At 66.3% G+C, this 20,550-nt stretch carries 17 protein-coding genes and 2 tRNA genes; 12 read left to right on the top strand and 7 right to left on the bottom strand.

All coding sequences use genetic code 11. From position 1 onward, the window contains the following. The first annotated feature begins 106 nt into the window (after positions 1 to 106). A tRNA-Ile gene (locus DJ029_RS17880) sits at positions 107 to 183 on the top strand. Between the two features lie 334 nt (positions 184 to 517). Continuing rightward, on the top strand, positions 518 to 1,072 hold the full coding sequence (locus tag DJ029_RS17875) for a peroxiredoxin (protein ID WP_198671186.1): 555 nt from the start codon (positions 518 to 520) through the stop codon (positions 1,070 to 1,072). A 151-nt stretch (positions 1,073 to 1,223) separates the two neighbouring features. On the opposite strand, the gene DJ029_RS17870 is transcribed toward DJ029_RS17875, so the two are convergent. From DJ029_RS17870 to aptA, 3 genes are all read right to left on the bottom strand, one after another. Then, positions 1,224 to 1,568 carry an ArsR/SmtB family transcription factor gene (locus tag DJ029_RS17870; RefSeq protein ID WP_112323859.1) on the bottom strand — a complete coding sequence of 115 codons (345 nt, stop codon included), beginning with the start codon at positions 1,566 to 1,568 and terminating at the stop codon, positions 1,224 to 1,226. Positions 1,569 to 1,910: 342 nt separating this feature from the next. Further along, positions 1,911 to 1,985 (bottom strand) — tRNA-Gly (locus DJ029_RS17865). 69 nt (positions 1,986 to 2,054) lie between these two features. Then, positions 2,055 to 3,392 (bottom strand): omega-aminotransferase AptA, encoded by a 1,338-nt coding sequence (gene aptA / locus DJ029_RS17860; protein WP_112323858.1) that lies wholly within the window; start codon positions 3,390 to 3,392, stop codon positions 2,055 to 2,057. Between the two features lie 108 nt (positions 3,393 to 3,500). On the opposite strand from aptA, the gene pdxR reads away from it, so the two are divergent. From pdxR to DJ029_RS17840, 4 genes are all read left to right on the top strand, one after another. Continuing rightward, on the top strand, positions 3,501 to 4,985 hold the full coding sequence (gene pdxR, locus DJ029_RS17855) for a MocR-like pyridoxine biosynthesis transcription factor PdxR (RefSeq protein WP_112323857.1): 1,485 nt from the start codon (positions 3,501 to 3,503) through the stop codon (positions 4,983 to 4,985). Between the two features lie 182 nt (positions 4,986 to 5,167). Beyond that, positions 5,168 to 6,949, top strand: coding sequence for a sulfoacetaldehyde acetyltransferase (gene xsc, locus DJ029_RS17850; RefSeq protein WP_112323856.1), 1,782 nt, complete (start codon positions 5,168 to 5,170; stop codon positions 6,947 to 6,949). 53 nt (positions 6,950 to 7,002) lie between these two features. Next, entirely contained in the window at positions 7,003 to 7,965 is a 963-nt protein-coding gene (gene pta, locus DJ029_RS17845; RefSeq protein WP_232823129.1) for a phosphate acetyltransferase, read from the top strand. A 169-nt stretch (positions 7,966 to 8,134) separates the two neighbouring features. Next, positions 8,135 to 9,664 (top strand): glycosyltransferase family 2 protein, encoded by a 1,530-nt coding sequence (locus tag DJ029_RS17840; RefSeq protein ID WP_112323855.1) that lies wholly within the window; start codon positions 8,135 to 8,137, stop codon positions 9,662 to 9,664. A gap of 168 nt (positions 9,665 to 9,832) precedes the next feature. Here DJ029_RS17840 and DJ029_RS17835 read toward each other — a convergent pair whose 3' ends face one another. Next, positions 9,833 to 11,878, bottom strand: coding sequence for an ASKHA domain-containing protein (locus tag DJ029_RS17835; protein ID WP_112323854.1), 2,046 nt, complete (start codon positions 11,876 to 11,878; stop codon positions 9,833 to 9,835). A gap of 174 nt (positions 11,879 to 12,052) precedes the next feature. Between DJ029_RS17835 and DJ029_RS17830 the strand changes: the two genes are divergently transcribed. Continuing rightward, positions 12,053 to 12,928, top strand: coding sequence for a sulfurtransferase (locus tag DJ029_RS17830; protein ID WP_112323853.1), 876 nt, complete (start codon positions 12,053 to 12,055; stop codon positions 12,926 to 12,928). A 118-nt stretch (positions 12,929 to 13,046) separates the two neighbouring features. Further along, the gene (locus DJ029_RS17825) at positions 13,047 to 13,349 is read left to right on the top strand and encodes a DnaJ family domain-containing protein (protein ID WP_157966431.1); all 303 of its coding nucleotides are present in this window, start codon (positions 13,047 to 13,049) and stop codon (positions 13,347 to 13,349) included. Between the two features lie 96 nt (positions 13,350 to 13,445). On the opposite strand, the gene DJ029_RS17820 is transcribed toward DJ029_RS17825, so the two are convergent. From DJ029_RS17820 to DJ029_RS17810, 3 genes are read right to left on the bottom strand one after another with little or no spacing between them, the layout of a single operon-like run. Next, a complete protein-coding gene (locus DJ029_RS17820) occupies positions 13,446 to 14,510 on the bottom strand; it encodes a methyltetrahydrofolate cobalamin methyltransferase (RefSeq protein WP_112323851.1) in 1,065 nt (354 codons plus the stop codon). 32 nt (positions 14,511 to 14,542) lie between these two features. Beyond that, positions 14,543 to 15,481, bottom strand: a complete 939-nt coding sequence (locus DJ029_RS17815; RefSeq protein WP_112323850.1) for a methylenetetrahydrofolate reductase — start codon at positions 15,479 to 15,481, stop codon at positions 14,543 to 14,545. Between the two features lie 17 nt (positions 15,482 to 15,498). Next, positions 15,499 to 15,804 (bottom strand): virulence factor, encoded by a 306-nt coding sequence (locus tag DJ029_RS17810; RefSeq protein WP_112323849.1) that lies wholly within the window; start codon positions 15,802 to 15,804, stop codon positions 15,499 to 15,501. Between the two features lie 206 nt (positions 15,805 to 16,010). Between DJ029_RS17810 and metF the strand changes: the two genes are divergently transcribed. From metF to guaB, 4 genes are all read left to right on the top strand, one after another. Then, a complete protein-coding gene (metF, locus tag DJ029_RS17805) occupies positions 16,011 to 16,910 on the top strand; it encodes a methylenetetrahydrofolate reductase [NAD(P)H] (RefSeq protein WP_112323848.1) in 900 nt (299 codons plus the stop codon). Positions 16,911 to 17,005: 95 nt separating this feature from the next. Then, entirely contained in the window at positions 17,006 to 18,151 is a 1,146-nt protein-coding gene (locus tag DJ029_RS17800) for a Ppx/GppA phosphatase family protein (protein WP_112323847.1), read from the top strand. After that, positions 18,141 to 18,863, top strand: coding sequence for an RlmE family RNA methyltransferase (locus tag DJ029_RS17795; protein ID WP_112323846.1), 723 nt, complete (start codon positions 18,141 to 18,143; stop codon positions 18,861 to 18,863). The genes DJ029_RS17800 and DJ029_RS17795 overlap by 11 nt, the downstream gene beginning before the upstream one ends. A gap of 213 nt (positions 18,864 to 19,076) precedes the next feature. Further along, positions 19,077 to 20,522 carry an IMP dehydrogenase gene (guaB, locus tag DJ029_RS17790; RefSeq protein ID WP_112323845.1) on the top strand — a complete coding sequence of 482 codons (1,446 nt, stop codon included), beginning with the start codon at positions 19,077 to 19,079 and terminating at the stop codon, positions 20,520 to 20,522. The last annotated feature ends 28 nt before the right edge of the window (positions 20,523 to 20,550 follow it).

Below are 20,550 nucleotides of genomic sequence, written 5' to 3'. Positions count from 1 at the left end.
CTCCTCAAGGCGGTGGCAGATATGGCCCGGCACATAGCCGATCATCGCGAAGAAGGAAACACACCGCTTGCCCAGATCGACGCCGTGCGATAGGCGAATGCTAGGCGGGCCTGTAGCTCAATTGGTTAGAGCAGAGCGCTCATAACGCTTTGGTTGGGGGTTCGAGTCCCTCCGGGCCTACCACCGCCCTCCCGAATTTTCGCTTGGAAATCAACCGTGGCTGTCCTGCTTTCCGGGGCGCGGGCCAGCCTGCGGCGAAACGCCGGGGGCGCTTGCGCGCCAAACCCGGGGGATGCCCTTGCACCCGCAGGCAAAACGGATAAGCAAGCGGTTCAATAACCGACAAAATGATTGCCCGCCCACCCGATGATCCCCCGACATATCAATCCACACCGCCGTCCGGCCAAGACCGGGCGATTCCCCGGCGCGGCCGCGTCTCCGGGAGCTGTCAGTCGGATCACGGGGCGGCGCGCAATTCACCTATCGAAGTAGTCAGAGATGAAATCGGAGGATAACGATGTCTCGTATCGGTATGAAACTGCCCACTGTCACCTTCCACACCCGCGTGCGCGATGACAGCATCGAGGGGCCGAACCCCTTCACCTGGAAGGACGTGACCACCGAGGACCTGTTCGCGGGCAAGCGCGTCATCCTGTTCTCGTTGCCCGGCGCGTTCACGCCGACCTGCTCCACCTACCAGCTGCCGGGATTCGAGAAGCTGGCCGGCGAATTCGCCGAGCAGGGCGTGCAGGACATCTACTGCCTGTCGGTGAACGACAGCTTCGTGATGAACAAGTGGGCCGCCGACCAGGGCCTGAACAACGTGAAGGTCATCCCCGACGGCTCCGGCGAATTTTCGCGGAAAATGGGCATGCTGGTGCGCAAGGACAACCTGGGCTTCGGTCTGCGCAGCTGGCGCTACGCGGCCATCGTGGACGACGGCAAGATCGTCGCCTGGTTCGAAGAGCCGGGTTTCGAGGACAACTGCGGCTCCGACCCCTATGGCGAAAGCAGCCCCGAGAACATCCTCGAGCATCTGAAGGTGAAGAACCCTTTCAAGGCGGACGCCTGATCGGGCTTGCCCAAAGACCCCGGCGCGCGGCTCAGGCCCGTGCCGGGACAGGTTGGCAAAGGATCTGCCGGCGCGCGATCAAGGGCGCCGGCAACACGGGGTCCCGTCGCGCCGACCATAGCGCAATTCGCGTCTTGTGCGCGGGATGAACTCAGGCCCGGAAAACCGTTTCCAGCAGCTGTACGAAGCGTTCGACCTGGCTGTCGGTCAGACGGTAATAGATCGTCTTGCCGTCGCGCCGGTTCGTCACAAGGCCTTCCTGCCGCAGGCGGGCAAGCTGTTGGGACACGGCGGCCTGGCGCGTTTCCATCAGCGTTTCCAGCATCCCCACCGACTTTTCGCCGGTGGACAGGTAACGCAGGATCGCCAGTCGGCCCGGATGGCCCGAGGCCTTCAGGAAGTTGACTGCAAGGTCACTATCGAACTTTCGATTGAGCCGCTGCGGACCTGCCGGAGCATCTGGCTTCGGCTGAATGGATTGATGTACTGATTTCATTCTCGATACCACAGCTGGGGGCAAAATTGCATTGATTTCGCCTGTTTCCAGAACGTTGTTGCCCCCGTCCTTTCGTTATCCTCAGTAACCGTGGCGAAAAGATGGTTTTGTCCGCCTGGTCCATTTTTTGACCTTGCCCGACAAGTATTTCAGACCTGTATATATGGGATATCAAATATTTGCGCCGTGACGTTAACCTTAGGCGCAACGGATAACGCCCCGCGATCGGCCCAACTCAAGGCCCACTCTTGCGGGGGGAACATGGCGCGCCTGCCCGAATCCCCCCCGTGTGCCGGAATCAGGGACCCGCGCGCTGCGCGGCGAGCGTGCAATGAGGGGAAATGGAGCGGGCGATCGGGATCGAACCGACGACATTCAGCTTGGGAAGCTGACGTTCTACCACTGAACTACGCCCGCGTCCGGATTGAGTTACATCGTTCCCCCGGGCGGGTCAATGGCCGCCCGGGGGGATCGTTGGATTGCCGCCTACTCGGCCGCGACGGGCGCTTCGGCGTGATGGGCGTCCAGGACGGCGCGGAACTTCTCGATCATCTCATCGACGTGGTGACGCTCGGCGATGAACTGCGGCGCCAGGATCGCGCTGTCGCCGGTGAACTTCACGTGCAGGCCGTTCCAGAACATGTCTTCCTGCATCTTCGCACCGCGCGCGCCGGGGGTGGGGTGGGCGAAAACCTCGACCCCCGCGATCAACCCGATGGAGCGCACGTCGCGCACCAGCGGATGGTCCGCCAGGCTGTGCACCGCGTCGCGGAAATAGTCGTGCAGATCGAACGAGCGCTGGAACAGGCCCTCTTTCTCGTAGATCTCCAGCGCGGCCAGGCCCGCGGCGCAGGCGGCGGGGTGGCCGGAGTAGGTATAGCCGTGGAAGAACTCTATCGCCCCGGCGGGAGAGGCGTCCACCACGGTGTCGTAGATCTCGTCCCGCACGGCGACCGCGCCCATGGGTATACTGCCGTTGGTCAGCGCCTTGGCCATGGTCATGATGTCCGGCGTCACCTCGAAGGTCTGCGCGCCGAAGTTGTGGCCCATGCGCCCGAAGCCGGTGATCACCTCGTCGAAGATCAGGATGATGCCGTGGGTGTCGCAAATTTCCCGCAGGCGCTTGAGGTAGCCCACGGGCGGCACCAGCACCCCGGTGGAGCCGGCGACCGGCTCCACGATGCAGGCCGCGATCTGGCCACCGCCGTAGGTGTCGCAGATGCGCTGCAGGTCCTCGGCCAGTTCCGCGCCCTTCAGCGGCTGGCCGGGGTGGTTCAGCGCCTCGCCCGTGAAGGTGTGGCGCATCATAACGACGTTGGGCATCACCAGCGGGAAGGTCTCGCGGTTCTTCACCATGCCCGACAGCGACACGCCGCCGATGTTCACGCCGTGATACGCACGCTCACGGCTGACGAAGCGGTTGCGGTGCGCCTCGCCCCTTGCGTTGTTGTAGGCCATGGCGATCTTCAGCGCCGTATCGACCGCTTCCGAGCCGGAGTTGACGAAGAACACGTGGTTGATCTCGTCCGGGGTCAGGCGCGCCACCCGCTCGGCCAGGGCGAAGCTGCCGTCGTGGCCCAGGCCGAAGGGCGGGGTATAGGTATTCTTCTGCATCTGGGCGTGCACCGCCTCGATGATCTTGGGGTGGCAGTGCCCGGCGGGCGAGCAGAACAGCCCGGAAGATCCGTCAATGATCTTGCCGTCGTTCTGGTCGTAGAGATACGTGCCCTCGGCCCGTTTCACCAACCGCGGCTTCTTCTTGAAGGCCCGGTTCGGCGTGAATGGCATCCAGTGCTGTTCCAGCGAATTGCCGCGATAACCCATCGTCCACTCCTGTGATCGGTTGTTTTTTCCTGGATGCAGTGTCCGGTTTTGCCGGGTCCGGCATTAACCCCAGTTGCTCCCTTCCTTAAGTCCAGATAAGATCTTGGGATGCGTATCTCGGAAAGTCAGTTCTTCGTCGATCGTGACAGTGGCATCAGCCTTCAGGCACAGCTGCGCGAGCGTATCGCCGCGGCGATCCTGGCGCGGCGTTTCATGCCGGGGCAGAAGCTGCCCTCCAGCCGAGGCCTTGCCAACCATCTTGGCATTGCCCGGATCACGGTTTCCCTTGTGTATCAGGATCTTGTGGCCGATGGTTACCTTGAATCCGCCGCCCGCAGCGGGTTCTTCGTGGCCGAGGATCCGCCCGGGCTGATGACCGCGCCAGCCCGCGTGCCGGAGGCGCAGAAACCCGACGTGGTGGGCTGGGAGCAACGCCTCGGGCGGCGCTACCAGACCATGCGGGGGCTGGCCAAGCCGCTGGACTGGCGCGCCTATCCCTATCCGTTCATCTACGGCCAGCTCGACCCGGAGTTGTTTCCCCATGACGACTGGCGCGACTGCGCGCGCCGTGGCCTTGGCAAACGCGAGTTCGACCAGGTCTCGGGCGACAGTTTCAACGCCGACGATCCCAAGCTGGTCGACTATATCCTGTCCCACAGCCTGCCTTCGCGGGGTGTGCTCAGCCAGCCGGACGAGGTGCTGGTCACCCTTGGCGCGCAGAACGCGCTCTGGACGGTGATCGAGCTGCTCAGCAAGGCGACGCCGGGCCTGCGCGTCGCGATGGAGGAACCGGGCTACTCCTACCTGCGCGAGGTGCTGCGCCTCACGGGGTGCGACATGGTGCCGATCCCCGTGGACGAAAAGGGCCTCGACCCCGACGCCCTGCCAGAGGGGCTGGACCTGGTCTGCGTCACCCCCAGCCACCAGGCGCCGACCTGCGCCACCATGCCGATGGAGCGCCGCCGCCGCCTGCTGCAACTGGCCAGTGAGCGGAACTTCCTGGTGCTCGAAGACGACTACGACTTCGAGATGAGCTTCCTCAAACCCGCCAGCCCCGCCCTGAAGGCCGAGGATACGGAAGGGCGCGTCATCCACATCGGCAGCTTCTCCAAGCCGTTGTTTCCAGGGCTGCGCCTTGGCTACCTGGCCGCGCCCGCGCCCTTCATCGCGGAAGCGCGGGGCCTGCGCATCCTGGTGATGCGCCACCCGCCGGGCGGGCCGCAGCGCACCACCGCGCATTTCCTGGCGCAGGGTCATTACAACGCCCATGTGAACCGCCTGCGCAACGCGTTTCGCAAGCGGCGCAGCATCATGCTCAAGGCTTTCGAGGATGAAGGGATCACCGGCGTCGGCGGTTCGGATCACGGCGGCGCGGGCTTCTGGATCGAGGGGCCGAAGGGGCTGAATACCGAACAACTCGCGGAAGACCTGCGTGCGGACGGCGTGCTGATCGAGCATGGCTCGGTCTTCTACGCTGCCGAGAATCCGCCGCAGAATTTCTATCGCATGGCCTATTCTTCGATCCCCGAGCGCGCGATACCCGAAGGCGTCGCACGGGTGGCGCGCCGCCTGCGCGCGATGGGGTTTGGTTAAGGCCCGCTGATCGTTGCGGGCCCCCGCCACGGCGGTGGGGCGCGCGCGATTCCCCACGGCTGGCGCCCGGCTGGTCCTAAGACATCAATCGTCTGGCCCTAAGACTTCACGCCCCATGGCTGCATCAATCGGACGAACCCCGGCGTAGCCCGCCGGTGAACTCGAGTCTGGGAGCTGCGCACATGAAAATGACGACCGAAGAAGCCTTCATCAAGGTATTGCAGAAGCATGGCATCGAACATGCCTTCGGGATCATCGGCTCCGCCATGATGCCGATCTCGGACCTGTTTCCCGAAGCCGGGATCAAGTTCTGGGACTGCGCCCATGAAGGCAGCGCGGGCATGATGTCCGATGGCTACACCCGCGCCACCGGCAAGATGTCCATGATGATCGCCCAGAACGGTCCGGGCATCACCAACTTCGTGACGGCCGTGAAAACCGCCTACTGGAACCACACGCCGCTGCTGCTGGTCACGCCGCAGGCCGCGAACAAGACCATCGGGCAGGGGGGCTTCCAGGAAGTCGAGCAGATGAAACTGTTCGAGGACATGGTCGCCTACCAGGAAGAAGTGCGCGACCCCACCCGCGTGGCCGAGGTTCTGACCCGGGTCATTTCCAAGGCGAAACGCCTGTCCGGCCCCGCGCAGCTGAACATCCCGCGCGATTTCTGGACCCAGGTCGTTGATATCGAGATCCCCGAGCCGATCGCCTTCGAGCAGTCCTCGGGCGGCGAGAATTCCGTGGCGCAAGCCGCCGCGCTGCTGTCCGAGGCGAAATTCCCCGTGATCCTGAACGGCGCGGGCGTCGTGCTGTCCGCCGGCGGGATCGACGCCTCCAAGGCGCTGGCCGAGCGTCTGGATGCCCCGGTCTGCGTCGGCTACCAGCACAACGATGCTTTCCCCGGCTCCCACCCGCTGTTCGCGGGGCCGCTGGGCTACAACGGCTCGAAAGCGGGGATGGAGCTGATCAAGCAGGCCGACGTGGTGCTCTGCCTCGGTACTCGGCTGAACCCGTTCTCCACCCTGCCGGGCTATGGCATGGAATACTGGCCCGCCGATGCGAAGATCATCCAGGTGGACATCAACCCCGACCGCATCGGGCTGACCAAGAAGGTCACCGTCGGGATCGTGGGCGATGCGGCCAAGGTGGCGAAAGGCATCCTCGACGGGCTGACCGACGGTGCCGGTGACGCGGGCCGCGAGGCGCGCAAGGCCACCATCGCGCAGACGAAGTCCACCTGGGCGCAACAGCTTTCGTCCATGGATCATGAGGAGGACGATCCCGGCACCACCTGGAACGAGCGTGCCCGCGCGGCCAAGCCCGACTGGATGAGTCCCCGCATGGCCTGGCGCGCAATCCAGTCCGCGCTGCCCAAGGACGCGATCATTTCCTCGGACATCGGCAACAACTGCGCCATCGGCAATGCCTACCCGGCGTTCGAGGCGGGCCGCAAATACCTCGCCCCCGGCCTGTTCGGCCCCTGCGGCTACGGCCTTCCGGCCATCGTGGGCGCCAAGATCGGCTGCCCGGACGTGCCGGTCGTGGGCTTTGCCGGGGACGGCGCCTTCGGCATCGCGGTGAACGAGCTGACGGCCATCGGGCGCGGCGACTGGCCGCCGATCACGCAGATCGTCTTCCGCAACTACCAGTGGGGCGCGGAAAAGCGGAACTCGACGCTCTGGTTCGACGACAACTTCGTCGGCACCGAGCTGGACGAGCAGGTCAGCTACGCCGGCATCGCCAAGGCCTGCGGCCTGAAGGGCGTGGTCGCGCGCACCATGGACGAGCTGACCGACGCGCTGAACACCGCCATCAAGGACCAGATGGAAAACGGCACCACCACGCTGATCGAGGCGATGATCAACCAGGAACTGGGCGACCCGTTCCGGCGCGACGCGATGAAGAAGCCGGTGCGCGTGGCCGGTGTCAGCAAGGACGACATGCGTCCGCAGTCGGGCGCGTGATGATGGCGGCCGCCGGGGACTACTCCGAGACGGGCCGGGCGTAGGGCCGCCGCGTGTCGGAGATCCTTCACAGCTTCTACGACCGGGCGCGCGACCTTCGCGCCCGGATCGTCCTGCCCGAGGTGTCGGACCCCCGAATCCGCGAGGCAGCGGCCCGCGCCAAGGCCGATGGCCTGGGCGAGATCGTCTTCGTCGGCCCCGATGCGCCGCGAGGGTTCGAGGCGCTGGACCCCGCCAACGAACCGCTCGGCGAGGAACTCGCGCAGGTGTTGCAGAACCTGCGCAAACACAAGCCCATCAGCGACGCCGAGGCCCGCAGGGCCGTGCGCGACCCGCTGCTGTTCGCGGCGCTGATGGTGCGCGCGGGCCGGGCCCATGGCACCATCGCCGGGGCGCTCAATCCCACGCCCAACGTGGTCCGCGCGGCCCTGCGCGGCATCGGCGCGGCACCGGGCGTGCGTACGGTGTCCAGCTTTTTCCTTATGATCCTGCCCGAAACCGCCCACGGCCCGGCGCGCCCGGTGATCTTTTCCGACTGCGCGATGGTCGTGGACCCGACCTCCGAACAGCTGGCCGAGATCGCGCGCGCCGCGGCCCAGAGCGGCCACCGCCTCACCGGCGAATCGCCGCGCGTCGCGATGCTGTCCTTCTCGACTGATGGCTCGGCTAGCCACGGGCATGTCTCCAAGGTGCGCGAGGCGATCGACCTGCTACGGGGGCAGGCCCCGGACCTTGCCGTGGACGGAGAGATGCAGTTCGATGCAGCTTTCGTTCCCGATATCGCGGCGGCGAAATTTCCCGGCTCGGACGTGGCGGGGCGGGCGAATGTGCTTGTTTTCCCGACGCTTGACGCGGGAAACATCGGCTACAAGATCGCCCAGCGCATAGGCGGGGCGACCGCGATCGGCCCGATTTTCCAGGGGCTGGCGGCCCCCGCGAACGACCTGAGCCGCGGCTGCACGACTCAGGACATCTATGACCTGATCGCCATCACCGCTCTGCAGTCCGAGGGCTGAGCCGGACCCCGCCGCGCGGGGCGTGGCCCAGGGCAAAAAATCCCCCGTGGTGTTCACCCATGCTTAACCACGCGTTCCTATCGTGACTCGCATGGATATTGTCATGACACATGCGCTCGCCGAGCTTCGCGCCGCCCTGCACAAGGGGGACCTCAGCTAGGCCCAGTCGATGGTTGACGCCTGCAAGGATCGCGCGGACTTCGCCGAGGGCGCCCTGCTGCTCGCGCGCGCCTACCGGCGCGAGCGGCGGAACGACGCCGCCCTCGCAGTGCTGGAGCGGGCGCTGGCGCTGCGGGACCCCGATGTTGTCGGGCTGCGCCAATACGCGGAATACGCCGATATCCAGACCTCGCTTCAGGCGTTCGACGACGGCCTCGCGCGGACGGAGGAAGGGCTGGACATGTTCCCGGACAATCGGGCCCTGGCTTTGCGGCGGATCCGGATCTTCGGCCAGTCCGGGCGTGTGGACGCCGCCCTTGCCGCGCTTGCGGAAGTTTGCGACGGGCTGGAGCTGAACCCCGGTGACGAGACCTTCATCACCCAGGCGCTGCGCGGCCTAGGCAAGGTGGGCGGGCTTGCGCCGGGCCAGAAGGTCGACCTGGCCACGCTTGGGGAGCGGTTTATCGCGCGATACCCGGAGTTTCCGGGGCTCAACGCCTACATAGGCGATCTCGCGCGGGACCGGCGGGACTGGGCGACGGCGCTCAGCCACTACGAACGCGCGCTCAAGGTGACGCGCAACGTCGGCATGCAGGCCAGCCTGCGCGACCGGATCGAACAATCGCTCCGCGCGCTGCGCCGCACGAATCCCGGGGCAGGGGCGCAGGAAACCCTGGCGGCCCCGGCCCTTCGCGTGACGTTCCAGGTGGCGGTGATCACCAACGTCTACAACGAAAAGCGCAACCTGCCGATCTGGCTGGGCCACTACGGGCGGCAGATCGGGATCAGGAATTGCATCGTGCTGGATCACGGCAGCGACGACGGCTCGACCGATGACCTCGGGGGCGCGGGCTCGATGATGCTGCCCCGCAGGCCGTACTACAATGAACGCCATAGGATGGCGCTGATCAACCAGACGGCCAACAACCTGCTGAACTTCTATGACGCGGTGATCTACACCGACTGCGACGAGATGCTGGTGGCGGATCCGTACCGCTACGGGTCGCTCCTCGACTACGTGCGCAAGCTGAAGCGCCAGGTGGCCCATGCCATCGGCTTCAACCTGCGCCATGACCCGGTGACGCAGCCGCCCCTGACCATGGACCGGCCGATCCTTGCGCAACGCCCACTCGCGCAATTCGTCAGCGCGATGTGCAAGCCGCTGGTGATCCGCAGGCCGGTGTCCAGGGGCGGCGGGTTCCACAGTTGCGAGCATGCCCCCGTCTTCGACGACCTGTACCTGTTCCGCCTGCGCAAGGCGGATCGGAACTGGGCGCAGGAACGGATGGAGACGACGCGCGAGGTTAAGTTCGAAAGGGAAGGCGGCGGCAAGCACCACCGGCTGTCGGACGAAGAGTTGCAAAAGTCTTTCGACACGGTCTGCAAGCTGAAGGTCAGCGACGGGTTCGACTACGAGGAGGATCTCAAATCGCACCTGTCCCGGATTTCCCTATCGAATTCAGGTCGTTATACCGTGAAGGGCCCCGTGCAGGGGCGGGCGCTGGTTCGTATCCCGGAGCGGTTCTGGAACGTGTTCTGATCGGGCGGAGAACCTTTTGCCCGGCATTGGTTGCGGAAAGGGGGCGTCGACGCGAAAGCAGACGCCTTTCCTGACCGGAATGGCCCGCCGCTGACGGGGCCGGTAACGGCCGGGGCGCAACAATGCTGCGCGCCCGGAGGGGGCCACCCTTGCGACTGCACCTTCTGCCTACCCCCTGCGGCGACGTCTGCGGCCACCCTCGGCGCCTTCGCGGCCGCCGGTGTTGAACGACACGTCGGGCAGATGCACGACGCTGTTCAGCAGCGGGAAGGGGGCGGTGGCGTGGGGGATGTTGTTGGCCGCGACGAAATGCTCCTGGAAGCGCGGCTCCACGGCGGTCTCCACCTTCTGGATCAGGCCGACGACGGTCTCGATCTCGCGCCGGGCGGCGGAGTTCAGCAGCGCGATCCGCGCGCCGGTTCCCGCGGCGTTCCCGGCCGAGGTCACCTTTTCGATCGCGCAGTCGGGGATCATCCCCAGCACCATCGCGTGCTTGGGGCTGATGTGCGCGCCGAAGGCACCGGCCAGCACGACGCGGTCCACCTCGTCCACGCCGAGCTGGTCCATCAGCAGCCGCGCGCCCGCGTAAAGGGCCGATTTCGCAAGCTGGATCGCGCGCACATCCCCCTGCGTCACAAGGATGCGCGAGCCGCCCGCGGCGCTGGCGTCATGCAGCAGGTAGGCGTGGGTCCGCCCTTCGGCGACGCAGCGCTCGGTGCCCGTCTGCGCGGCGGAACCGATCAGCCCGCCGGGATCGACCAGACCGGCCATGCGCATTTCGGCAATCGCCTCGATGATGCCCGAGCCGCAGATGCCGGTGATGCCGGTGCCCGCGGTCGCCTCGGCGAAGCCGGGCTCGTCGGACCAGGTCTCGCAGCCGATGACGCGGAAGCGCGGCTCCTTCGTCACCGGGTCGATCTCCACCCGCTCGATAGCGCCCGGCGCTGCCCGCTGCCCGGAGGAGATCTGCGCCCCCTCGAACGCGGGGCCGGTGGGCGAGGAACAGGCCAGCACCTTGTCGCGGTTGCCGAGCAGGATCTCGGCATTGGTGCCGACATCGACGATCAGCACCAGCTCCTCGGACTTATTGGGCGCTTCACTGAGCGCCACGGCGGCGGCGTCCGCGCCCACATGGCCCGCGATACACGGCAGGATGTAGATCCGCGCATCCGGGTGCATCTGTACGTCCAGTTCATTCGCCCAGAGCGTCATCGCCCCCGAGGTGGCCAACGCGAAGGGCGCCTGGCCCAGCTCCACCGGGTCGATCCCGAGCAGCAGGTGGTGCATCACCGGGTTCGCCACGAACACCGCCTCGAAGATCAACTCACGCGGGATCTCCGCCTCGGCGGCGATCTGCTCGACCAGCGTGTTCATCGCGCCGCGCACCGCCGCGCACATCTCCTTCTCGCCGCCAGGGTTCATCATGGCGTAGGAGACCCGGCTCATCAGGTCCTCTCCGAAGCGGATCTGGGGGTTCATCAACCCGGTGGAGGCCAGCACCTCGCCCGATTGCAGGTCACACAGGTGCCCCGCGATGGTGGTCGAGCCGAGGTCCACCGCCAGCCCGTAGATGCCGCCCTCGTAATAGCCGGGCCAGACGTGCATGATGCGCCCCGGTCCAAGGCCGTTGCCGTGATAGACCGCGCAGGTCACCTTCCAGTCGCCCTTGCGCAGCGCGGGTTGCAGCATTTGGAGGGTGCGCAGGTCCCCCTCCACATGGGCCAGGCCCCACTGGTCGGTCAGCGCTTTTTCCAGCCGCTCGAGATCCCCCGAGGGGTCGTGCATGTCCGGCTCGTCCACCTCGACGTAGTAAAGCCGGGTGCAGGGGTCCATGACGATTTCGCGCGCCTCGGCGCGTTTGCGCACGACCTGCTTGTGCACCTGGCTTTCGGGGGGCACGTCGATCACCACGTCGCCCTGCACCGTCGCCTGGCAGCCAAGGCGCCGCCCGTCGATCATGCCGCGCTTGGACTTGTAGCGCTCCTCGACGCTGTTCCAGGGGCTGAGTGCGTCGGGCGCGACCGTGACCCCGTGCTTGGAGAAAGAGCCATAGGCCGGCTGCACCTGGCACTTGGAGCAGATGCCACGCCCGCCGCAGACGCTGTCCAGGTCCACGCCAAGCCGGCGCGCCGCCGTCAGGATCGGCGTGCCCACGGGGAAGTGCCCGCGCTTGCCGGAGGGGGTGAAGATCACCAGGGGGTCGCTGTTGCGCATGATTGACTGGCCTTCCACGATACGTTCTGCCGCCTGTTTAACGTGCTACGTCATAAGCGCAATGCTACGGGGGGCGTATCTGGGCTGCATAGGGGTTGAAGCGCTTGTGATCCGCGCTGTATGGGCCAATTGGAAGGCGTCTGGTACGTTACGCCCGCTCAAGAGGAGGATCCGATGAGATACCTGATACAATTCACTGCTGCCTTGCTTCTGCTCGCCAACACGGCGCTGGCATGGGGCCCGCTGGAAGAGCCCGCCGCGTCCTACGACGGGGCCATCGTGATCGATATCCGCGCGCCCGAGGCGTTCGAGGCGGGGCATATTCCCGGCGCTGTCAACACGCCCTACGGGCTGTACCGTGGCCCGCAGGACAACCCTGGCCGTGTGCCGGTGCTCAGAAAGCTGCAAGAGGTGCTGCGCGCGGCGGGTGCGGACTACGGGCGTGAGGTCCTGGTGGTGCACGAGGGCAGGAACGCGACCGATTTCGGCGCAGCGGCCCGGGTGTACTGGACGCTGAAGTCGGCGGGGTTCGGGGATCTCGCGGTGCTGAACGGCGGCTACACGGCCTGGGAAGCGGCTGGAAACAAAGGCGAGACGGGTCCCGTGACGCCCGAGCCGTCCGACATCACGCTCAGCTGGTCCTATGAATGGATGATGGGCGCCGACGATGTGCAAGCCGTGGTAAATGGCAGAAGCGAGGCGGTCCTGATCGATGCGCGTCCGCTGGAATTCTTCAAGGGCGAAGCAAAGCACGGCGCGGCCGCCGAGGCGGGTACGCTGAAAGGTGCGCTCAACATCGTGCATTCCACCTGGTTCGGGGGCGATGGTCCCATCGTGGATGCGCCCGAGGATATGCTTGCGCGGGTCCGCGCGCTTGCAGCCGAGAATGCCGACGCGCCGCTGGTCAGCTTCTGCAACACCGGGCATTGGGCCGCGACGAACTGGTTCGCCGCCTCCGAGCTTGCCGGGATCGAGGGGGTTAAGCTGTACCCCGAAAGCATGGTCGGCTGGACACTGCTCGGCAACGAGGTCGTCGTAGGCGGTCAATGATCCGCTGAAGCGCAGCGCAGAGGTGGTGAAGGCCCGAATGTCGCAGCTTTCGGGCCTTCAATCTGGCAGGCCGGGGTCCCATCTTTCGATTGGGCCGGTGTTTGGAGAGGTTGGCGACATGTTTGAAACGATGCTCGATCGCGCGTTCAAGCGCGCCCTGGATGACGGGGTGCTCGATAATCTGCCGGGGCAGGGCAAGCCGCTCGACCCGAGTAAGCTGACCGCTGACCCGTTCGCCCATGTGTTCAGCGAAAGTGGCGTGATGTCGCCCTTTGCGCAGCTCCAGGGCGAGATTGACGACGCCAGGACCCGCCTGGCCGGGGCAACGGACCCCACGCAGCGCCGCGACATCCAGGCAGAGATTTCAACGCTCGAAACCCGCAAGGCGATCGAGATGGAAACCTTCAATCGTTACAAGTAAGCGCGCGCACAACGTGTTGTTGCGCATGAGAAAAAGGGGCGTGCCATCTGGCGCGCCCCTTCTGCTTTCGGGATAGTCGGGGCTGTCCCCGCTGCCTTACGCGCGACGGCGGCGGCGGCCTTCGCGATTGCCGCGCGCGCCCGGTTCGCTTGCCCCAGCGGCAAGCGGGGCCTTGTTCGATCTGATCCATTCCGCCCCATGGGGGTCGTTGTTGGACAGGAAGTTGGCGGCGCGGATCGCCTCCATCTCTCCGCCCGGGCGGTGCTTGGTCGAGCCGAGGCCGAACATCTGGCAGAACGTCTCGTCGTCCATGCCCTCGGGCAGCGCGATTCCGGCGGCCTCCACCTCGGCGCGTTTCGCGGCGATCTTCGAGGCCGGGGTGGGCAGCGCGCAGGGGTTCATGATGGCGCTGGTCATGCCCGCAGCGATCGCCATCGGCAGGAACGCGTTGTTGATGCCGTGCCGGTTGGGCAGCCCGAACGAGATGTTGGAGGCCCCGCAAGTGGTGTTCACGCCCAGCTCGTCCCGCAGGCGGCGCACCAGCGCGAAGACCTGAAGCCCCGCGGTCGCCATCGCGCCGATGGGCATCACCAGCGGGTCGACCACGATGTCATGGGCGGGAATGCCGAAATCCGCGGCCCGCTCGACGATCTTCTTGGCCACCGCGAAGCGCACGTCCGGATCCTCGGAAATGCCGGTGTCGTCGTTGGAGATCGCCACCACCGGCACGTTGTACTTCTTGACCAGCGGCAGGACCAGTTCCAGGCGCTCTTCCTCGCCAGTGACGGAGTTCAGCAGCGGGCGGCCCCCGGCGGCGGCCAGACCGGCCTCCAACGCGCCGGGCACGCTTGAGTCGATGCACAAGGGAACGTCCACAAGTCCTTGAACCAGCTCGATCATCTTGGTCATGAGCGGCGGTTCGGTCTCGTTCGGGTTGGGGTTGGAGTTGTAGACGACGCCCGCGTTCACATCGAGCATGGTCGCCCCTGCGGCGACCTGTGCGAGCGCGTCCTTTTCCACGGTCGAGAAGTCGCCCGCCTCGAGTTCCGCCGCCAGTTTCTTGCGGCCGGTGGGGTTGATCCGCTCTCCGATCACGCAGAATGGCTGGTCAAAGCCGATAATGGCAGTCTTGGTCTTGGATTCGACGATGGTGCGGGTCATCTGCTTGTGCCTGTCTGGTTACGGCCTGTTCGTCAGGCCTGCGCCGCGGCCGTACTTCCGGCGGGGCGGCCGAATTCATCCATGAATTCAGCGGATTTGGTAATGCCGCCCAGTGGGAAGACGTGGACGGCCTCGATGTTGAAGTCGGGGTGCGCCGCCTTGTGGGCGGCCAAGTCCGACAGAATCTGCTCTGGTGTGAAGGGCAGCATCAGCTTGGTAAGGTCTGTGGCGCGGCGCTGCAAGACCCGCAGGGAGGGCCCGACGCCGCAGGCCATGGCGAATTTGATCAGCGTTTGCAGCTTGGCCGGACCCGCGACGCCGATATGGATCGGCAGGGTGATCCCCTCGGCCTTCAGGCGGTCGGCCCAGGCGATGACGGGCGCGGCTTCGAAGCAGAACTGCGTGGCGATGGCCATCTTGGCGTCGGTGCGCGCCTGGAAGGCGTTCTTCCAGCGCAGCGCCTCCATCACCGCGCGGTCGGACCCGTCGGGGTCGATGTCGCGGTTGCCCTCGGGGTGGCCGCCGACGTGCAGCCGATCAAAGCCATGGGCGTCGAACAGGCCCGATTCCAGCAGCTGCATGGAGTTGTCATAGATCCCCGCGGGCGTGCTGACGCCCCCCGCCAGCAGCAGGCCCTGGTGGACGCCCACGTCGCGATAGCGCGTGATCCAGTCCTCCAGCGTCGCGCGGTCGGGAATGCTGCGCGCGGGGAAGTGGGGCATCGGGGTGAAACCCTCGTCCACCAGCCGGGCGGCGGTGGCGACCATCTCGTCGATCGGGGTGCCGTCGAGCTGGGCGACGTAGACACGTGTCCCCTGGGGCAGGATGGCGCGGAAATCCGCCACCTTCAGCGCGGTGCGCGGCATGACCTCGATGGAGAAGCCCTGAAGGAAGGCCGACAGGTCCGCGCGCGGCGCAGACGACTGCGCCGCCGGGGGCGTCTTGCGGGAAAAGGGAAGAATCCTGGCCATCAAAGTCCTCCAGCGGCTCACCCGGCCGGGGCCCGGCCGTCGTTCGCGATCAGCGTCTTGATCATGTCCCTGTCATATGTGCCTTCCAAGCGTGCCGCTTCGGCAGATGCGACCTCTTGCGCGTCGCCTTCGACCTCGACCGGATCCGCCTTGCGCCAGTCCGCCAGGTAAGCATCCGCGTCCCGCGCGCCAACCTTCATCGCGCAGCGGTCGATCGCCTGTTCGAAACGCTCGGGGAGTTGGATTTTCACCGCGCGGCGCCCTTTGCCGACAATGACTTGCGCGGGAATGTCCCGCCAGTAGACGATCACCACCTGTGGCATCTCGATGCTCCTTCAACCGTGGGCCTTCCTGGCCCTTGTCCGCAGCCCGGCCTTGCCAGTTTGCGACTTGCGCCGGCCCCCCTGCGACATGCGCGGCCGGGGTCGGTGGCATTTTCCCTACCTGCGACGCTTTTCAACTTCAATGCGTCGAATTCATGCTATAAGAATAAGCGCAGCAACATGCTTTGACGGTAGGAACCGACGTAATGACACTTGCACATGCCGATGGCGGATCACCCGCCACGCTATCCTTTGAATTTTTCCCGCCCCAGACGACAGAAGCGACCCTGCGCCTCTGGCGTTCGGTCGAGCGGCTTGCGCCGCTCGGACCGCAGTTCGTCTCGGTCACATACGGGGCAGGGGGCACGACCCGTGCCCGCACGATGGCCGCGATCCGTACGATCCAGGAACGCGCCCGCCTGAACGTCGCGGGGCATCTGACCTGCGTTGGCGCCACGAAAGAGGAAACCCTCGGTGTGGCCGAGGCGTACCGCCAGATGGGCGTGAACCGAATCGTCGCGCTGCGCGGCGATCCCCCCAGGGACAGCGGTGGCTTCAAGCCGCATCCCGGCGGTTTCGCCTGCTCCGAGGACCTGGTGCGCGCGCTGGCCGACGAAGGCTTTGACGTGACCGTGGGCGCCTATCCCGAAAAGCACCCCGAGGCGGCGACCCTGCAATCGGATATCGACGCGCTGAAGCGCAAGGTGGACGCCGGCGCGACGCGCGCGATCACGCAGTTCTTCTTCGAAAGCGACTGTTTCCTGCGCTTCCGGGACAGGGCCGTGGCGGCAGGCATCAACGTGCCGCTGATCCCCGGCATCCTGCCGATCGAGAATTTCGCCCGCATGTCGAAGTTCGCCGCGAGTTGCGGCGCGAACGTCCCTGACTGGATGCACGCCGCCTTCGGCAACGCCGATACCGAGGAAGAGGCGACGCTGCTCGCCACCGCCATTGCGACCGAGATGTGCGACACGCTGATCCGCGCCGGGGCCGAGCACCTGCATTTCTACACGCTCAACAAGCCCGATCTGACCTACGATATCGCCCGTGCGCTGGGGTGCCAGCCCGCCCGTTTCGAAATGGCGGCCGGCAACGGCGCCGCGTGACGTCCCAGATCGCTTGCGCTTCCCCGCGCCCATGCTGTAGCGTTGGGTCAAACGGTCGCAGGCGATGGGCCGCGACCCCGATTTGACGGTATATCATGGCGCAGAAAACAGGTGTTTCTGCGCAGGAAAGAAGTAAGCGCGCCCGTTCCAGGGGCGCGCGCGCCCCTGCGCAGGCGCCCGGCGAGCTTTATGCTGCGCTGGACCTAGGCACGAACTCGTGCCGCATGTTGATCGCGGCGCCCAACGGCGCCCAGTTTCGCATCGTCGATGCGTTTGCCAAATCAGTGCGACTCGGGGCTGACCTCGAGCGCACAGGCGCCCTCTCGAGGCCCTCGATCGAGCGCACGATCCGCGCGTTGCAGGTCTGTGCCTCGAAGCTGCGCAAGCTGGATGTGCGCCACCATCGCCTTGTCGCGACGGAGGCGTGCCGGCGCGCCTCCAACGGTGCGTCGTTCCTGTCCCAGGTGCGCCGCCGCACCGGGCTCGAACTGGAACTGATCCACCCCGAGGAGGAGGCCCGCCTCGCCGTCATCAGCTGCGCGCCGCTGGTCAATCCCACCAGCGCCCAGGTGCTGGTGTTCGATATCGGCGGCGGCTCGACCGAACTGGTCTGGATCGACCTGACCGACGTGCCGGTGCATGCGCGCGTGGACGCGGTGATGCAGCTCGACATTCGTGGGCAACGGCGCGACGGGCTGCGCGCCGGGCATGCGCGCATCGTTGATTTCATCTCGGTCCCGCTTGGCGTGGCGACCCTGCATGAGCGGTTCGAGGATGTTGAGGACGAAAGCGCGCGGTTCGCGCTGATGTCCTGGTTCTTCGAGGAACAGCTTTCAAAATTCACGCCATACCAGGATATCGACGTGCTGAACGGGGTCGCCGACTTCCAGATGATCGGCACCTCGGGCACGGTGACGACCGTCGCGGCGGCCCACCTGGGCCTGCGCCGCTATGACCGGCGCAAGGTGGATGGCATCAGCCTGACGGACACCCAGATCGAGGCGGTGATCACCCGCCTGATCGCCCAGGGGCCGGAAGGGCGGCGCGCGGATCCGTCCATCGGGCGCGACCGGGCGGAGCTGATCGTGTCCGGCGCGGCGATCCTGCAGACATTGCTGCGGATCTGGCCGACGGATAAACTCGGTGTCGCGGATCGCGGGCTGCGCGAAGGGATGCTGTTGTCGATGATGAGCCGTGAAGGTGCGCTTCTGGCGGCAAAGGGGGGAACCCATGGCGGATAGACCAAGACGATCCTCGGGCAGGGGCGAGCGGGACCTGAAGGTCCGCGTGAAATCGGCCAAGGGCCGCAGGCTGAGCTCCACGCTCTGGCTGCAACGCCAGCTGAACGACCCCTACGTGCAGAAGGCCAAGCGCGAGGGGTTTCGCGGCCGCGCCGCCTACAAGATCGCCGAGCTTGACGACAAGTTCCGCTTCCTCGTCCCCGGCGCGCGGGTGGTCGATCTCGGCTGCGCGCCAGGCGGCTGGACCCAGATCGCCGTGGAACGTGTCAACGCGCTCGGCCGGCGCGCCTCGAAGGACCAGGGCCGCGTCATCGGCCTCGACCTGCAGGAAGTGGATCCGATCCCGGGCGCGGAACTCCACGTGCTCGACTTTCTCGAGGAAGGCGCGGACGATCAGGTCAAGGCCTGGCTCGGCGGCAAGGCGGACGTGGTGATGTCCGACATGGCGGCGGCATCCTCGGGCCACAAGCAGACCGACCACCTGCGCATCATCGCCCTGTGCGAGGCGGCGGCGGCGCTGGCCCATGACGTGCTGGCCCCGGGGGGCACCTTCGTCGCCAAGGTCCTCGCCGGCGGGGCCGAGGGGGATCTGCTGACCCGCCTGAAGAAGGACTTCACCTCCGTGCGTCACATGAAACCGCCCGCCAGCCGCGCGGACAGCTCGGAAAAATTCGTTGTCGCCATGGGCTTTCGCGGCGACGATACGGACTGATCCCCCTCTCCAAAGTCTTAAAATATCCGCGCCGCAGGCACCGGCCCGCGCGCGGGCCGGTCCGGGCCGTGGCCGGGGCTGTCCTGCGTGCCCCGGCGCCCCCTGGAACGGCATCGCCCCCCTGGCGGGCCCGGCCCGTCCGACGCCCCTTTCCTTTTCCCCGCACCCATGAGATAGGGACGTGCCAACAGCGAACCCATCAAGGAACCCGTCATGGACATTCGTGAGGCCCTGACTTTCGACGACGTGCTGCTGGTCCCCGGCGCGTCGAGCACCCTTCCCGCCGACGCGGACATCCGCACCCGATTCACCCGCAGCGTCCGGCTCAACATGCCACTGGTCAGCTCGGCCATGGACACCGTGACCGAGGCGCGCATGGCCATCGCCATGGCCCAGGCCGGCGGCATCGGCGTGCTGCACCGCAATCTCGAACCCGACGAACAGGCCGCGCAGGTGCGCCGCGTCAAGCGCTTCGAAAGCGGCGTCGTCTACAACCCTATCACGCTCTCGCCCGAACAGACCCTCGCCGACGCCAAGGCCCTGGCCGAGCGTTACCGTATCACCGGCTTCCCGGTGGTGGATGAAGGGCGGGTCGTCGGCATCCTCACCAACCGCGACATGCGCTTCGTGGAAGATGACGCAACCCCTGTGCGCGCGATGATGACGAACGAAAACCTCGCCATGCTGCACGAGCCCGCCGACCTGGCCGAGGCGAAAAGCCTGATGCATGCGCGCCGGATCGAGAAGTTGCTCGTGGTCGACGCGGAAAAGCGCCTGACCGGGCTGCTGACCATCAAGGATATCGAGCAGGCGGTGCTGAACCCGCAGGCCTGCAAGGACCGGCTCGGGCGGTTGCGTGTCGCGGCGGCCACCACGGTGGGCGACAAGGGATTCGCGCGCTCCGAGCAGTTGGTCGATGCAGGCGTGGACGTGATCGTGATCGACACCGCCCACGGCCATTCCGCTTCCGTGGCCGAGGCGGTGCGCCGGGTGAAGCACCTGTCCAACGACGTGCAGGTGGTCGCCGGAAACGTCGCCACGGCCGAGGCGACGCGCGCGCTGATCGACGCGGGCGCGGATGCGATCAAGGTCGGCATCGGCCCCGGCTCCATCTGCACCACGCGTATCGTCGCCGGCGTCGGCGTGCCGCAACTCACCGCGATCGCTGATTGCGCGGCTGTGGCGGGCGACGTGCCGGTGATCGCCGATGGCGGTATCAAGTTCTCGGGCGATTTCGCGAAAGCCATCGCCGCCGGGGCGAGCTGCGCCATGGTCGGCTCCATGCTGGCCGGTACGGACGAGGCGCCGGGCGAGATGATCCTCTACCAGGGCCGCAGCTTCAAGGCTTACCGCGGCATGGGCTCGGTCGGGGCCATGGCGCGCGGGTCCGCGGATCGGTATTTCCAGGAACAGGCCTCCGGGGACAAGCTGGTCCCCGAGGGGATCGAAGGGCAGGTGCCCTACAAGGGCAGCGCCAGCGCGGTGGTACACCAGCTCGTGGGCGGCCTGCGCGCCGCCATGGGCTACACCGGCTGCGCCACGATCGAGGCGATGCGCCAGGATTGCACCTTCGTCAAGATCACCGGGGCCGGGCTGACCGAGAGCCATGTGCATGATGTCCAGATCACCCGCGAAAGTCCGAACTATCGCGCCGGCTGACGCCTTTTCGCCCGGACCTGGCCCCGCT

The organism is Oceanibium sediminis (genome assembly GCF_003265325.1).
GTDB lineage: Bacteria > Pseudomonadota > Alphaproteobacteria > Rhodobacterales > Rhodobacteraceae > Halovulum > Halovulum sediminis.
Note: the sequence above shows the minus strand (reverse complement) of the source record. Positions and strands in the feature narration are given on the sequence as shown.

What these genes read in the sequence shown, in the direction of transcription:
- DJ029_RS17875 (WP_198671186.1), top strand. Translation starts at nt 518, where the DNA reads ATGTCTCGTATCGGTATGAAACTGCCCACTGTCACCTTCCACACCCGC.
- DJ029_RS17870 (WP_112323859.1), bottom strand. Translation starts at nt 1,568, where the DNA reads ATGAAATCAGTACATCAATCCATTCAGCCGAAGCCAGATGCTCCGGCA.
- aptA (WP_112323858.1), bottom strand. Translation starts at nt 3,392, where the DNA reads ATGGGTTATCGCGGCAATTCGCTGGAACAGCACTGGATGCCATTCACG.
- pdxR (WP_112323857.1), top strand. Translation starts at nt 3,501, where the DNA reads ATGCGTATCTCGGAAAGTCAGTTCTTCGTCGATCGTGACAGTGGCATC.
- xsc (WP_112323856.1), top strand. Translation starts at nt 5,168, where the DNA reads ATGAAAATGACGACCGAAGAAGCCTTCATCAAGGTATTGCAGAAGCAT.
- DJ029_RS17840 (WP_112323855.1), top strand. Translation starts at nt 8,135, where the DNA reads ATGGTTGACGCCTGCAAGGATCGCGCGGACTTCGCCGAGGGCGCCCTG.
- DJ029_RS17835 (WP_112323854.1), bottom strand. Translation starts at nt 11,878, where the DNA reads ATGCGCAACAGCGACCCCCTGGTGATCTTCACCCCCTCCGGCAAGCGC.
- DJ029_RS17830 (WP_112323853.1), top strand. Translation starts at nt 12,053, where the DNA reads ATGAGATACCTGATACAATTCACTGCTGCCTTGCTTCTGCTCGCCAAC.
- DJ029_RS17825 (WP_157966431.1), top strand. Translation starts at nt 13,047, where the DNA reads ATGTTTGAAACGATGCTCGATCGCGCGTTCAAGCGCGCCCTGGATGAC.
- DJ029_RS17820 (WP_112323851.1), bottom strand. Translation starts at nt 14,510, where the DNA reads ATGACCCGCACCATCGTCGAATCCAAGACCAAGACTGCCATTATCGGC.
- DJ029_RS17815 (WP_112323850.1), bottom strand. Translation starts at nt 15,481, where the DNA reads ATGGCCAGGATTCTTCCCTTTTCCCGCAAGACGCCCCCGGCGGCGCAG.
- DJ029_RS17810 (WP_112323849.1), bottom strand. Translation starts at nt 15,804, where the DNA reads ATGCCACAGGTGGTGATCGTCTACTGGCGGGACATTCCCGCGCAAGTC.
- metF (WP_112323848.1), top strand. Translation starts at nt 16,011, where the DNA reads ATGACACTTGCACATGCCGATGGCGGATCACCCGCCACGCTATCCTTT.
- DJ029_RS17800 (WP_112323847.1), top strand. Translation starts at nt 17,006, where the DNA reads ATGGCGCAGAAAACAGGTGTTTCTGCGCAGGAAAGAAGTAAGCGCGCC.
- DJ029_RS17795 (WP_112323846.1), top strand. Translation starts at nt 18,141, where the DNA reads ATGGCGGATAGACCAAGACGATCCTCGGGCAGGGGCGAGCGGGACCTG.
- guaB (WP_112323845.1), top strand. Translation starts at nt 19,077, where the DNA reads ATGGACATTCGTGAGGCCCTGACTTTCGACGACGTGCTGCTGGTCCCC.